Raw genomic sequence first — 14,466 nt, 5'->3', positions numbered from 1 at the left:
GGGTTTATAAATTAATAATCGTTTATCTGATTTTACAGTTTTATATCTTCATTTTTCTTCTCATAATTGAAAAGATAATCAATATCCATTTCTTTAACTACACCTAATTTGGATAACGCCTCCATATTTACATCTTTTTTATTACCAACTACAAGTACGTTATAGGTTTCTCCTTTTATATTTTCATTAAAGAAAGATTTAAGATCATCTAGAGTCATATCTTTAATAGTATTATACATCTCTTCTCGGTTATCATTATCGATTCCTCTTTTCTTTAACCCCTCATAAGTCCAGAAAATATTAGATTTGGTTATACGCTGAGCAGCAATTTTCTTTAATGTTGCTTCTTTTGCGGCGTTAAACTGTTCTTCTGCCTCTGGCATATTAGTCATTAAATCCATCATTGCATCTACCGCCTGAGGCATTTTATTTGCCTGGGTACCTATGTATGCATATACATAATTAGAATCTCCTTTTTCTGATGCTGTTGAATATGCCGAAAATGCAGAATATGCCAGTGATTTTGACTCTCTTATTTCTTGAAATACTATAGACGATAAGCCACTCCCAAAGTATGTATTAAACAATCTTGAAGCTGCCATTTTACCAGAATCAAACTCTGATCCTTTTGCCAAAAATATCATTTCACTCTGTACCATATCATAATCAACAAAGTACACATTACCTCCGGTTTCTTTTTGGACGTATTTAACTTCTTCTGGATAGTCTAACAATTCACCTTGAATCTTATGATTTTTGTTTATAGAGGCTATTGCTGCATCTACATCTTTACCATAATAAAATATACGTTGTTTAAAATTACGAAGCTCTTTAATTTTATCTACTAATTCCTGTGGATTAACAGCCTGTAACTCTCCTATTGTATAGATATTACGTAAAGGAGAATTATCACCATACATACCATAACTCATCAATCCATTCCACAAAATGTTTCCTTTTTGCGTTTTCGCATCCTGACGTCCTTTTGCGATCTGATCTACGTATTTTGCATATGTTTCCTGGTTAGGAACCGCATTAGTCCATAAATGTTCTAATAAAGCCAAGCCTGCATCAAGGTTTTCTTTTAATCCAGAAATACCAACATACGTTTTATCAGAACCTGCATTTACATAATAATCAATCCCTAATTTATAGAACTCTTTCTTTAACTCTTCGGGAGAGTATTTATCTGTACCTAAATAATCCAGATATCCTGTTGCCAGAGAAACTTTACGATCATTATCTCTTCCCATATCAAAAATGATACTAAGATTAAATAAATCATTATTAGGATTATCAATATAAGATACTTTTAATTCGCTATCGGTTTTAGTTTCTTTAATTGCCGATTTATAATCAATATACTTAGGTGTTAAAGCAGGAGTTTCTTGCTGAGTAAATGCCTTGATAAATTCTGATTGTTTATCTCTGTTTAACTCTACAGGTGTAATACCAGGATTTTCTACTTTGGTAATATTTTTATCTTCTCCTTTACGCTTATATACGACTACATAATTATCCTTGTAAAAAGAATTTGCAAAATCTACTAATTCTTGTTTAGAAACTTTTTTAAGTTCATTTAAGAATTCTACTTTATCTTTCCAATCCTCTCTATGAATAAATGCATTATAATATGCCGAAGCTAATGCAGTATTATTTTCATATTCTCTTGTTTGGCTAAGTTTTAAATCATTAACTACGGCAGAGATCATCCAATCATCAAACTCTCCTTTTTTCAATTTATCAATTTGAGAAAGCAATAAATCTTTCACTTCATCCAGAGTCTGATCTGCTTTTGGTGATCCATAAAATTGGTGGTACCCGTAATCATTTAAAAATGTAGGTGAACAACCTGCATTTTGAACTACTTGTTTTTGATTTAAGTTCAAATCAATTAGGCCCGCATTACCATTAGCCAATAACATATCTGCTAATGTGAGTAGTTTTTCTTCTTTTGTACCAATAGCAGCAGAACGAAATGCCACAGAGACAGATTCTGCAGTAGGTCCAAATACTTCTTTAATCACCGGACTGGTTATTGGGTCTTCTTTTGGTAGTACAGGGTGAACGACTTCTTTCTTCTCAAAACCACCAAAAGCTTTGTTTACTTTCTGTATAGTTTGATCAAAATCAATATCTCCAACCAATACCATAGCCATATTATTAGGAACATAATACTTGTCAAAATAATTATGTATCGCTACCATTGAAGGGTTCTTAAGATGCTCAGAGGTTCCTATTGTTTTTTGTTGCCCATATGGGTGATTGGGAAACAACCCTTCTAGCATTGCAGCATATGATTTCCACCCATCGCTATCCTGTCCTCTATTAAATTCTTCATAAACAGCTTCTAGCTCTGTATGAAACAAACGCAATACCAGTTGACTAAATCGCTCACTTTCTACATTAAGCCATTTATCTAGTTCATTAGCCGGGATTTTGTTTTTATATACAGTCTCTTCAAACCATGTATGCGCATTGGTTCCTTCTGCTCCTAAAGAACTAATCATTTTATCATATTCATTAGATATAGATATTTTTGAGGCTTCGAAAGAAACTTCATCAATCTTCTTGTATATCTCCTTCTTTTTATCTGCATCTGTTTCTGCCTTATGTTGTTCATATAAATCAGAAATCTGTTGTAGTAATACTTTTTCTTTTTCAAAATCCTGAGTACCTATCTCATCAGTACCTTTAAAAACCATATGCTCTAAATAATGAGCAAGCCCTGTAGCTTCTTTAGGGTCATAATTTGAACCAGCTCGTACAGCTATAAAGGTTTGAATTTTTGGTTCTTCTTCATTTTTAGCTAAATATACTTTTAAGCCATTCTCCAAGGTATATAATCTTAACCCTGTTGGATCGTTAGTAACAGTTTCATAGTTGAAGCCTGCTGTGTCGGTATGTTGTTCGACTTTAATTTCTTGCGAAACATTCGTTTCTGATGATGATTTTTTACAATTGCTAAGACAAATGACTGACAGCAATAACAAAACCGTTTTAATTAATTTCATATGTTATTTTAATTGTTTTATGGTGTTTTGTAACACACCAGAGTTGATTATATGAGTTAGTTTATAATTAATGTACTATAATACGTGTAGTTATTATCAATGTTACAAATATTAAGAATATTTTAACAGGAATAGAATTATATAAGAAGAGTAAATTATAGGTAGTAAACTGCCTTGATACAAGTATACCAAGTATTCAATAAAAGAAAGGTTTTTCAAAAGGCTTCTGCAGTTCAATTAGATTACATTGTAGGATTTTAAAAAAAGGAAATACTGGTATTGAAGATATATGTAATGCAAGGAAGAGAAAAATCGTTAAATAGATTTTTCACAATTCTTTTATTTTTAAATATTCAAGAAAAAAATCTGCTGGATAATAAGATAAGTATTCTTCATTGGTTATTAACCTTTCGTAACCTTTTAATTTTTTACTAATAGGTTTTACCTGAAATTTTTTATCATTAGCATAAAGTAAAACATTGAGAACGAATTCTGAGCAATACAACCCTAGGTCTGTTTTAGAGTTAAAATCAAAAGAGATTTTTTCGTTTTCTAGCTTGCGTATGTATGTTTTTGCTTTTTTGAAATCTTCCTTACTAACTGGTAATGACCATATTCTATTATCTTCTTTATTTGGAGAAGACCAAAAAAGATCTAACTTTTCTTTTATTAATGAAGAACCAAAACTATTAATACTATCATAACTAACATTATACACATATGCATCAACACCTTTACTTAGTGCAATACCAATGTGTGAAATATTATTAGAAGTAGAATTATATTTTAAAACTAAATCTCCTTCTTTACTTTTTGAATTTCGTGATACTATATATATACACCCATCATAACTTATATTATCGCAACTAAATAACATAAAAGTAATTAGAAAAAAAGCAGATATATTAATTAAAGAAAACTTCATATTTATTTATAAATACAAATTAAAATTATCGCGGTTTGTTTTACTATATTTAAATTTTTAATATAGAAGTGATTTAAACTTTTTTCAAATGGTTTCAAAAAGTTTAAATCACTTCATAGCATGAGTTTTATTTATAAATAATTTTTGAAAACCATTAATTTTCACAATTCGAACTCACGCTATACTAAAATGAGGTCATGTCATTACCAACAAAACCAAAACTCTTTATTTATTTCTTGGATTCGTTAAGTTATAAGCAGTAGTACTTGCTGATGCTCCCGTTGTCACAGCAGTAGCTGGTCCTCCCGCACTACCAGCGATAGCACCTCCGACATCTGCAACACCAACTATAAGCCACTGCCACCATTTTCTTTTCTTTGTAATAGAATTATCAGCTACTTTTATAGCACCATAATAATTATACCAATAACACGTAGAATATCTTGCTGTAGAAATGGCCGATAAAATTGTTCTTTTTTCCAATTCATCGAAACCTTTGTTACTTAGGATATCATTTTCGAATTTTATTAAATTTTTCTGAACATCTTCTAGATTAGGTTCTCTACTTGAATATGCTTTATCGAATAGATAATCAACTACAATTTTTAATTTATCTTTTGCTTGTGAAGACAAATCCAGGGAATTTATGACGGTGTGAAAATTATTTTCAAAATCATTAGCCCCTTTTAATATAACTGATGAGTCTACAGGAGTATACTCTTCATCTTTAATTCTTAAAAAGTTCTGATTAGTATTCGCCAAATTTTCTACAACAGCAACAATTTCATCAACGTCTAGTTTTTCATTAGAATGATTTATAACAAATGCGTTAACTATTTCATTATGTATTTCGCCTATATAATTGTATGGATTTTTTGAATCTTCTAATCCGTTACAATATTTCAAAGCATCTTTAGAGCTATCCAAAACATTCTCTATTTCATTTTTTTGTAAGTCTGTATTATTTTCTTCTGTACAAGAAAACAGTAAAAAACCTAAAAGTAACGTTATTATAATTTTTGATTTGTGTAACATATTTATTATAATTTTAATTGTATTAACACTATAAACATTTAAAGACACTTATAGTTTATGTCTATTCTTCGCGAAAGAATTTTTATGATGTAATTAAAAAAGAAAAGTGACACTCTTTTAGTAATTACGCTGTCCTGTGACCATAATCGGTATTTTGTTACCCAAAGAAATTGTTTTTTTATAAAAAAAACTATAACTCACTGATTTACAGCAACAAAATACATTGATTATAAACCGAACAGGAATAGAGTTTTTCTAAAGGATGTAAGCATAGAATATAAAAACAGCCACTGGATTGAATGGCTGTTTTTATTCATTATTTTCAATAGTATCTGATCTAATGGTATGAAGTTATAGAAAACAATACCAATTTATTATTACTTACCAATCGAATAATTGTTCAATGGTATGTTATTTATGGCTGAACGTTAGAACAAACTTTGACCCCTCCTAATACCCCCGTATGATGTATCGATATTGTTTCTCCATTCGAGAAATGCTCTGCTTGAGAAGCAACAGCATCTTCGACACAATCTTGTGACCAACATGTGTCAACAAGATCTTGACCACCAGGGCAACTAAAGGCTTCGTCCATTGCCGTCCACTCACCATTTTTATCAGCTATAGTAGTAACAATTTCAAAATTAGAAATTTTTATTTTATCGTTGTTAAACACTATTTGGTACTTTACTGATTTGAAATTGTTCTCTTCAATAAACACCTGTACATCACCCACATAATCTTTAACAATTTGAGAAACACTTAATTTTGATTGACTTAAATCAACCTCTTTATCATAAATATTTAAATCAGAAGTTTTCATCTTATAGTTTTGTTCATTAGAAATATCTTCTTGTTGCTCACAAGAAATAAATCCAATTGAAAATACTAAGGCTAACAAACTTATTTTTTTTACTTTATTATAATTCATTTTAATTTTGATTTTAATTAACTACAAATATTTAAAGACACTCACAGTATATGTCTATTCTTCGCGAAAGAATTTTTATTATATAATTAGAAAAGAAAAAAAGATCCTCTTTTAATAATTATGCTGTCCTGTGACCATAATCATTAGTTTGTTACCCAAAAAAATTATCTTTTTTTAATAAAAAACAGTAAAACACTGATTATCAATACTGAAGAAAGGAATAAAATCACCCCATAGAAGAGATTATTGAATGGAAATAATCTGGTTTCTGAATCACCAATTAACACAAATGTTGCCCAATAATGTGGAGAGGCGTCTGATAAAGAAGTGGAGTTTATATACTTAATTTTGGCATTATGCAAAGCTTTAGATTTAGTTTGCCCCTTATCTAAATTACTATAAAAGCTTTCCATTATCTGAGCTGTAGATTTATCATTAGCATTCCATAGAGATGAAATCACTGTATTAGTCCCTGCATAGAAAAACCCTCTAGCCAAACTCATAACCCCCTCTCCTTTAGCTATTTTTCCTAAAGACGTATTACAAGCACTTAACACCACTAATTCTGCTTGATTTCTGGACGTGTATAACTCATGATATTCTAAACTAGTATCATTAAATGCTATTTGAAGGTTATCCGAAAAATTAGCATGCGTAGCCAGGTGGATTATTTTATGGTTCTCTATTTTGGATAAAAAGTTTTGTTTAGATGCTTTCTTTTCTGTGTAACTACTTAAGGATATATAATCATCTATAGCATTAATCTCATTGATGCTATTGGTAATATCACCTAAATCACTATGTGCAAAAGTTACTGGGGCAAAGGCTACTAAATCCATAGATGGCTTTCTCTTTACCGTAGCATTATGCTGTAAAAAAGACATAGAATATGCATAACTTATTTCGTTGTCTTCTATAAGATATCGATTTGTATTCTTATCAACTACTAAAGATTCAAAAGGAATATATTGTAGAGTACCATCAGGAATTATAATGAGGTGTTTTTTATTTAAAGACATTGAGATTTTACCTTTTGGAATCAATAAAGTATATAATTCGGAAGCTATTTCCTGAAATCTTAATCTATCTTCTTCTGTCTCAAAAGGTTTAGATAATTGATTTCTGTATATTCTAATCAGTTTTTCTACAGCTTTTAATTCGCTTATTCTTATTATTTCTGTTTTGGTATTAGAAACCAAAACAGCATACAATTCACTAAAAGAATCATCATCATCATCCATATTACTAACATAAGATATGATAACGCTGTCTTTATCTAAAGTTTCTTGAATTTTCTTTAAATCAATTATGCTAGTCGTTTCTTTCTCTTTGTAATAATCTGGAAATACTATTTGTAAAGAGTCTTCTTGTTTCTGATATTGTTGTTTTAATTCAAAACGCTTATACTCTAATTTCTTAATACTGTCTCTATTTTTCTGAGAAGAAATTAAATTTTCTAGATCTAGAATCTGCTTTTTAAGCTCATTTTCTAGTTCTAATACTTCACCTGGTAATTGCCATTTATCAGTATTCTTAAGGATATCTTCTGTTAAAAGTAATGCTTTCTTTTTTTCTGAAAAGTAAAAGGCTTTTTCTTTTTCATCAAGAATTTCACAAACAAGTATTCCCTTTAGATAAATTTCTGAAGCTTTTTTTCGCCAGTTTAATCTTGATTTTTCTTCCTTGCTAACATCGAGTAAAATATCCACTAATTTATCTGCTGATAACAAATTGGAAAGAGCAAGTTCAATATGCTTACTATTATTTTCTTTCTCATATAATTTTATAAGAATCGTTGCTTTCTGAATCAAGGCTAATAAAATATTATACTTATTATCAGAAATTGTTAAATTATTAAACTTGGGTAATGCTTTAATGTCTCCATCTAAATGAGTACTAGCGATTAGAGATTTTTGGATATTATCAAGTGCATTTTGATACTTTTTATTTTCTAAAAAATAATTACTGAATTGATGATATACTATAGATTTCTCTTTTCTTCCTCGGGAATATTTTAATCCATTATTTAAAAAGAATAGAACGCTGTCCTTTTGTTTTTGATCCTTAGCATCTGTATACAAAATTCCCAGATTAGTATATGATGCATATATAAAAGTAGAATCATTGTTTTGTATGGCTTTATTTAAATTTCTAGAACAATAATATCGGGCTTTATAAAAATCTAATCTTTCTTCGGTATTGTAATAATTTACGTAATCATTATTTATGGTATTATAATCCTTTAATGAATAATTAGAAATTAGGCTAAAAAGTTGATTGGCTTTATTTAGTACTTCTAACATTCGGTCTAGACTATTTTTAGTCCGCATTTCATATAAAACATGAGAATAATCAATATACTTTTTAATCAAAAGTTTTTTTTTATCAAATTTTTCTAACTCCGAAAGCCCACGAGAATAGTAGTCGTTTGATCTAAAAAAATCTCCTTTTTTAAAATAATATTTTCCTAATTCACAAAAGGCTTTAGCGGTAGTATATTCATCTACATCAATAGTTACTACTTCTTGATAACACAATATGGATTTTTCAAAATTCCCTATAAAAGCATAAAAAAGCCCTAAGTTATATAGAGCTTTTGCATACTTACTATTTTTTAAATGTATCTTTCTGTATAACGATATTTCATATTCTACATACTTAATTCCTTTTTCATATAAGTCTTCTTTATAAAGTTTTTTCGAAAATTCGTGAGCAATTCTAATGCTGTTCAAAATTTCTCCTTTAGTTTCATAAATCTTTATAATACTATCGACTTCTTTTTGTGCACCAGAAATAGTGATATCATTACGACTCCATAAGGATTCATAGTATCTATACAGATCCTGAGCATTACTATTTACCGTTATACACAAGAAACCAATCCAAAGAAATTTATACGATGATTTCAATGTTAATCCTCTTTATAATCTTTACAATTAGCATTTTCTATCAATCTTTCCATATCTTCCTTATCACTATCAGTAATTGGTGCAGGGTCCTTTGCATAATAGATTTCGGGATTCACTATCCAAACCTCTACATTTTCATTATCCTTTATTTCACATTCTTCCCAACTTAATAACAGACCGGTACGGATGTAATTGCCACGAATTTTTTCTTTATTATATTCCGAAATTCCTTTTCTATATTCAATTAAAACTTCCATAGTTCTAACTGCACGTACCTGCTTAACATCTGTTTCTTTAGTAACATTATAAGGAATATCAGTATCGTATGTACAACTTATTACAGACAAAAGTGCACATATAATCAATACTATATTTAAAAAAAAACTTCTTTTCATCTCTATAATTTTATAAATTAATTTAATTTCACCTTATCAGTTACCAAAACATCAATTTTGTTACCCAAACGAAGATAAAAAAATTATTTTCGCATAATAGATTCACTATTTTTTGATGACGGAAAAAACACAACACCTTACCAGTTTACTTAATAATGATTCTAAAGGAATCATGAACATCTATAACCTGGTATTTCCTAGAGTTAGAAAATTTATTCTACAAAATAAAGGACAACAACAAGATGCCGAAGATATTTTTCAAAAGGCTTTGTTGCAGATTACCGTTCGATACCGTAAAGAAAGATTTGAAATCAAGAGTAGTTTTGAAGCCTATTTATTTACCTCTTGTAAAAATTTATGGCGTAGAGAATTAAAAATTTCAAAAAACAGGGTAACAAATAGTGAGATTATTGAACTAGTACCTGCCGAACGTAATCTCGCATTATCAATTCTAGAACAAAAAAGATGGGAATTATTCACCGAAAAGTTGAATTTAATCTCAGATAATTGTAAAAAAATATTAACCCTGTTTTTTAATAATACTTCTTATGAAGATATTGTAAAAACAATGGGGTATAATTCTGAAACCGTTGCCAGACAGCGTGTTTTTAAATGTAAAGCAAAATTATCTGAAGTAATCAAAAACGATGACCGTTATAATTCTCTAAAAAAACTATGAGTATAGATGAACAAATATTAATTCAGGATTTTCTAAATAACAAACTTACAGAAAAAGAAAGAGATCTGGTTTTGTCAAGAATGGAAAGTGATAAAGATTTTCTTGAAAAAGTTAATTTTGAGAAACAACTCATTCTTAATTTGAATGATTCTGAATGGAGTATTAGTAGCAATACCAACCATTCTGAAATTGATGAGTATGAAGTATTATTTAGAAGTGAATCAACCCAAACATTAAAAGATACATTACATATAGTAAATTCTGAATATCAGCTACAACAAAAGAAAAGAAACCAATCTTGGCTTTTATACACAGGTATCGCAGTTATTTTGGTTATTATTGGTCTTACCCTTTTTTCTCCTTTTAAAACTTCTCCTAATGAACTATATGCATATTATTTAGATTTATCAGAACTACCTTCTTTAGTAGATCGGGGTAATAGTGAACAAAAATTACTAATCAAAGCGCAAAAATTATTTGAAGCTAAAGAATATGAGCAATCGTTGGATATTTTAGAAAAAGAGCTTTCTAATGCTCAAGAGAATAGAGCAACCATATATCTTTATACTGGAATTTCTCAAATGGAACTAAGACAATTTGACAAGGCAGAAATTAGTTTTAATACACTAATAGAAAACAAGTTTATAGACAGTCCTAAAGGTAAATGGTATAAAGCTTTATTATTTCTTAAAAAGAATGACATATCAAAAGCAAAGAATATATTACTCCAAATTACAAAGTCTTCAAGTAATTATAAATTTAAAGAAGCATCAGAGCTTTTAAGTAAGTTATAAAAAAAACTTATAATGAAAATTCATTATAAGTTTTTTTATAAGCAATAAGTTAATCTCATTTTTTGAGATTAATCATATAATTTCTAACCGAGTACTTCGGCAACTTTTTTACCTATTTCTGCAGGAGAATCTACTACATGAATTCCACATTCTCTCATAATTGCTTTTTTGGCAGCGGCAGTATCTTCACTACCTCCAACAATAGCTCCGGCGTGTCCCATGGTACGTCCAGCAGGTGCAGTTTCACCAGCAATAAAACCTACAACAGGCTTAGAGGTTCCACTTTCTTTTATCCATTTTGCAGCATCTGCTTCTAATTGACCTCCAATTTCACCAATCATAACCACACAATCTGTTTCCGAATCATTGATCAATAGTTCAACTGCTTCTTTTGTAGTGGTACCAATAATTGGGTCACCACCTATTCCTATAGCAGTAGTTATCCCAAGTCCTTGTTTTACAACTTGATCTGCTGCTTCATAGGTTAACGTACCTGATTTTGATACAATACCTACATTACCTTTTTTAAATACAAAACCTGGCATAATACCAACTTTTGCTTCTCCCGGAGTAATTACCCCTGGGCAATTTGGACCAATAAGTCTACATCCTTTATCGCTAATATAGTTTGAAGCGGTAATCATATCTGCAACGGGAATACCTTCTGTAATTGTAATAATTACTTTTATTCCTGCATCTGCAGCTTCCATAATTGCATCTGCGGCGAAAGCTGGTGGTACAAAAATAATTGTAGTATCTGCACCTACTTCTCTAACTGCATCTTCTACGGTATTAAAAACGGGTTTATCTAAATGAGTTTGCCCTCCTTTTCCGGGAGTAACTCCTCCTACAACATTTGTTCCGTACTCGATCATTTGACCTGCATGAAAAGTACCTTCACTACCTGTAAACCCTTGTACAATAATTTTTGAATCTTTATTAACTAAAACACTCATTGCGTTATGATTTTTTATTTTTTTTAGAGCTCCAAAAGTAAGCTTTTGAAAATTATGGTTGAAATGAAAAACTAATTATTTTGAAATAAATGACATTATACTTTCTGGAGCATTATCTCCTTGCTGACTTATTTGATATCCTCTATATAATTTATCATTCTTAAGTTCCCAAATTGTAATAAAATGAGCTATAGGCTCTTCTTTATCTGGTGCTTCGATAGTTTGAACAAAATATGTATATCGTATAGTCACTGTATTTTCTTCGGCTATTAGGTGACTAATTTCACATCTCAGAGCTTCAAAAGACAATGCCATTTCATTAAACATGGTCTTAATATCATTAAAATTTTTCTTGTTAAACCCAAAACTGCTATTCCAATACAATTCAATTTCGGGATGTAAATACTCAGAAAAGGCTTCAGTATTATGAATAAGATCTGTTTGGTAAAAAGATCGTACTATATCCTTAACTGTTTTACTCATTTTTTTTCAATTTATCTATTAAATCAGGGATTTGTCGTATTGACGCAATCTCCTTATATTTTTTTCTAAATTCATCTGCAGGAGTACCAAAATAACTCTTATTAGCCTCTAATGACTTACTCACTCCTGATTGTGCAGAAATAATGGCTTTACTACCAATAGTAATAGCGCTGGTAATACCAACCTGTCCCCAGATCGTTACTTCATCTTCAATAACAACACAACCCGAAATTCCTACTTGAGAGGCAATCAAGCATTTTTTCCCTATTACAGTATCATGACCAACATGTACCTGGTTATCTATTTTGGTCCCTTCTTTTATAATAGTATCCCCGGTAACTCCCTTATCTATTGTACAGGACGACCCTAAATCTACATCATCCTCTATCACTACACGTCCTCCAGAAATTAATTTATCAAATCCGTGAGGTCTTTTCTGATAATAGAAAGCATCGGTTCCTAAGATAGTACCTGCATGTATAGTAACATTATTACCAATACTAGTATTATCATAAATACTTACATTGGCATGAATAATACAATTATCACCAATACTCACATTATTTCCAACAAAACTACCTGGTTGTATAATTGTATTCTTACCAATTTTAGCGGTTTCTGAAATTAAGGAATCTGCTTTTTTAAAGGGTTTAAAATATGTTGTAAGTATGTTGAAATCTCTAAAAGGATCATCAGAAATAAGGAGCGCCTTACCTTCTGGGCATTCTACTTCTTTATTAATCAAAATTACTGTTGCAGCACTTTGTAATGCTTTATCGTAATACTTTGGGTGATCAACAAAAACTATATCTCCTGGAGAAACTACATGAATTTCATTCATCCCTAAAACCGGGAAATTAGAGTCCCCTACATACTCTGACGATATAATAGTAGCTATTTGCTGTAAGGTATGCGTTTGTGGAAATTTCATTATAAAATTTGGGATATAAAATGTTATTCTTTTATTCTTTCTTTATACGTCCCTTTTTCTGTTTCAACTTTAATTTTATCTCCTTCATTGATAAAAAGAGGTACCATTACCTCTGCTCCGGTTTCTACAGTAGCTGGTTTAGTAGCATTGGTAGCTGTATTCCCTTTAACACCAGGTTCTGTAGCTGTTACTTCAAGAATAACGCTTGCAGGCATTTCTACAGAAAGAGGCATTTGATCTTCAGAATTAATAATAATAGTAACCACTTCTCCTTCTTTTAATAGACCAGGAGCATCCAAACTAGATTTTTGTAATGTAATTTGATTGTAATCCTCGGTATTCATAAAATGAAAAGTATCACCTTCGGCATATAAATACTGAAACTTATGTGTTTCTACTCGTACATCATCAATTTTATGACCTGCAGAGAATGTATTATCGATCACTTTTCCTGTAGTCACGCTTTTTAGTTTTGTTCTTACAAACGCGGGGCCTTTACCAGGTTTTACGTGTAAAAATTCAATAATCTTATAGATATCGTGATTGTATTTGATACACAATCCATTTCTGATGTCACTAGTACTTGCCATTATTCTTTAATTTCTTATGATTATTATCTGTATCGAATTACTTAATTAGAAAAATATCCCTTCATGATTCCTCTCTGAGAGTTTTTAATAAACTCCAAAACCTCATCACGTTCTGGTGTTGCTTCCATTTCTGCTTCGATAATTGCAACTGCCTGAGTGTTGTTATAGTTCTGCTGATATAAAATTCGATATATATTCTGTACTTCTCTTATTTTTTCTGTTGTAAATCCTCTTCGGCGCAGACCTATAGAATTAATCCCAACATATGATAGAGGTTCTCTGGCAGCTTTAACAAACGGAGGTACATCTTTACGTACTAATGATCCTCCTGTTACAAATGCATGATTACCAATACTACAAAACTGTTGTACCGCAGCCATACCAGCCAAAACAACATAATCGCCAACATTAATATGGCCAGCCAATGTACTATTATTAGAAAATATACAATTATCACCTACAATACAATCATGGGCGATATGGCAATACGCCATAATCCAGCAATTTTTTCCAATTTTGGTTTTCATTCTATCGGTCGTCCCTCTATTGATTGTAACACACTCTCGAATCGTTGTATTATCTCCAATTTCGGTTATGGTATCTTCATCATTAAATTTTTTATCCTGAGGAGTAGCAGAAATAACAGCTCCTGGAAAAATACTACAGTTTTTTCCTATGCGTGCTCCTTCCATAATAGTAACATTAGAACCTATCCAGGTTCCTTCTCCTATCACCACATTATTATGTATGGTTGTAAAAGGTTCTATTACAACATTTTTTGCAATTTTTGCTCCTGGATGAACGTATGCTAATGGTTGATTCAT

13 protein-coding genes are annotated in these 14,466 nt (G+C 30.5%); 2 read left to right on the top strand and 11 right to left on the bottom strand.

All coding sequences use genetic code 11. The features are described from left to right. Positions 1 to 32: 32 nt before the first annotated feature. The 6 genes from DK441_RS23600 to DK441_RS23575 all read right to left on the bottom strand — a co-directional run bounded on the left by DK441_RS23600 (position 33) and on the right by DK441_RS23575 (position 9,161). Positions 33 to 3,014, bottom strand: a complete 2,982-nt coding sequence (locus DK441_RS23600; RefSeq protein ID WP_109853026.1) for a pitrilysin family protein — start codon at positions 3,012 to 3,014, stop codon at positions 33 to 35. Positions 3,015 to 3,342: 328 nt separating this feature from the next. Beyond that, entirely contained in the window at positions 3,343 to 3,939 is a 597-nt protein-coding gene (locus tag DK441_RS23595; RefSeq protein ID WP_109853025.1) for a hypothetical protein, read from the bottom strand. A gap of 225 nt (positions 3,940 to 4,164) precedes the next feature. Then, entirely contained in the window at positions 4,165 to 4,974 is an 810-nt protein-coding gene (locus tag DK441_RS23590) for a hypothetical protein (protein WP_109853024.1), read from the bottom strand. 415 nt (positions 4,975 to 5,389) lie between these two features. Beyond that, on the bottom strand, positions 5,390 to 5,905 hold the full coding sequence (locus tag DK441_RS23585) for a hypothetical protein (RefSeq protein ID WP_109853023.1): 516 nt from the start codon (positions 5,903 to 5,905) through the stop codon (positions 5,390 to 5,392). Between the two features lie 164 nt (positions 5,906 to 6,069). Further along, the gene (locus DK441_RS23580; RefSeq protein WP_160112256.1) at positions 6,070 to 8,814 is read right to left on the bottom strand and encodes a CHAT domain-containing protein; all 2,745 of its coding nucleotides are present in this window, start codon (positions 8,812 to 8,814) and stop codon (positions 6,070 to 6,072) included. Between the two features lie 2 nt (positions 8,815 to 8,816). Further along, a complete protein-coding gene (locus DK441_RS23575) occupies positions 8,817 to 9,161 on the bottom strand; it encodes a hypothetical protein (RefSeq protein WP_160112255.1) in 345 nt (114 codons plus the stop codon). Positions 9,162 to 9,324: 163 nt separating this feature from the next. Here DK441_RS23575 and DK441_RS23570 point away from each other — a divergent pair, with 163 nt between their 5' ends. After that, positions 9,325 to 9,888, top strand: a complete 564-nt coding sequence (locus DK441_RS23570; RefSeq protein WP_109853020.1) for an RNA polymerase sigma factor — start codon at positions 9,325 to 9,327, stop codon at positions 9,886 to 9,888. Beyond that, positions 9,885 to 10,682 carry a tol-pal system YbgF family protein gene (locus DK441_RS23565; RefSeq protein ID WP_109853019.1) on the top strand — a complete coding sequence of 266 codons (798 nt, stop codon included), beginning with the start codon at positions 9,885 to 9,887 and terminating at the stop codon, positions 10,680 to 10,682. The genes DK441_RS23570 and DK441_RS23565 overlap by 4 nt, the downstream gene beginning before the upstream one ends. A gap of 83 nt (positions 10,683 to 10,765) precedes the next feature. Here the strand turns inward: DK441_RS23565 and sucD are convergent, their stop codons facing one another. The 5 genes from sucD to lpxA all read right to left on the bottom strand — a co-directional run bounded on the left by sucD (position 10,766) and on the right by lpxA (position 14,466). Beyond that, positions 10,766 to 11,638, bottom strand: coding sequence for a succinate--CoA ligase subunit alpha (sucD, locus tag DK441_RS23560; RefSeq protein WP_025663703.1), 873 nt, complete (start codon positions 11,636 to 11,638; stop codon positions 10,766 to 10,768). 75 nt (positions 11,639 to 11,713) lie between these two features. Then, positions 11,714 to 12,121: a nuclear transport factor 2 family protein gene (locus DK441_RS23555; RefSeq protein WP_109853018.1), complete on the bottom strand. Its 408-nt coding sequence runs from the start codon at positions 12,119 to 12,121 to the stop codon at positions 11,714 to 11,716. Then, positions 12,114 to 13,052 carry a UDP-3-O-(3-hydroxymyristoyl)glucosamine N-acyltransferase gene (lpxD, locus tag DK441_RS23550; RefSeq protein ID WP_109853017.1) on the bottom strand — a complete coding sequence of 313 codons (939 nt, stop codon included), beginning with the start codon at positions 13,050 to 13,052 and terminating at the stop codon, positions 12,114 to 12,116. Before lpxD ends, DK441_RS23555 begins: the two co-directional genes overlap by 8 nt. Positions 13,053 to 13,075: 23 nt before the next feature. Then, entirely contained in the window at positions 13,076 to 13,642 is a 567-nt protein-coding gene (efp, locus tag DK441_RS23545; RefSeq protein ID WP_074406386.1) for an elongation factor P, read from the bottom strand. 41 nt (positions 13,643 to 13,683) lie between these two features. Then, a complete protein-coding gene (gene lpxA / locus DK441_RS23540; protein ID WP_024769297.1) occupies positions 13,684 to 14,466 on the bottom strand; it encodes an acyl-ACP--UDP-N-acetylglucosamine O-acyltransferase in 783 nt (260 codons plus the stop codon).

This window comes from Aquimarina sp. AU58 (genome assembly GCF_900312745.1).
Classification (GTDB): domain Bacteria; phylum Bacteroidota; class Bacteroidia; order Flavobacteriales; family Flavobacteriaceae; genus Aquimarina; species Aquimarina spinulae.
This window is presented reverse-complemented; position numbering and strand designations above follow the sequence as displayed.

Coding starts and splice junctions, on each gene's coding strand:
- DK441_RS23555 (WP_109853018.1), bottom strand. CDS start 12,121: ATGAGTAAAACAGTTAAGGATATAGTACGATCTTTTTACCAAACAGAT.
- lpxA (WP_024769297.1), bottom strand. CDS start 14,466: ATGAATCAACCATTAGCATACGTTCATCCAGGAGCAAAAATTGCAAAA.
- lpxD (WP_109853017.1), bottom strand. CDS start 13,052: ATGAAATTTCCACAAACGCATACCTTACAGCAAATAGCTACTATTATA.
- DK441_RS23595 (WP_109853025.1), bottom strand. CDS start 3,939: ATGAAGTTTTCTTTAATTAATATATCTGCTTTTTTTCTAATTACTTTT.
- sucD (WP_025663703.1), bottom strand. CDS start 11,638: ATGAGTGTTTTAGTTAATAAAGATTCAAAAATTATTGTACAAGGGTTT.
- DK441_RS23565 (WP_109853019.1), top strand. CDS start 9,885: ATGAGTATAGATGAACAAATATTAATTCAGGATTTTCTAAATAACAAA.
- DK441_RS23570 (WP_109853020.1), top strand. CDS start 9,325: ATGACGGAAAAAACACAACACCTTACCAGTTTACTTAATAATGATTCT.
- efp (WP_074406386.1), bottom strand. CDS start 13,642: ATGGCAAGTACTAGTGACATCAGAAATGGATTGTGTATCAAATACAAT.
- DK441_RS23585 (WP_109853023.1), bottom strand. CDS start 5,905: ATGAATTATAATAAAGTAAAAAAAATAAGTTTGTTAGCCTTAGTATTT.
- DK441_RS23590 (WP_109853024.1), bottom strand. CDS start 4,974: ATGTTACACAAATCAAAAATTATAATAACGTTACTTTTAGGTTTTTTA.
- DK441_RS23600 (WP_109853026.1), bottom strand. CDS start 3,014: ATGAAATTAATTAAAACGGTTTTGTTATTGCTGTCAGTCATTTGTCTT.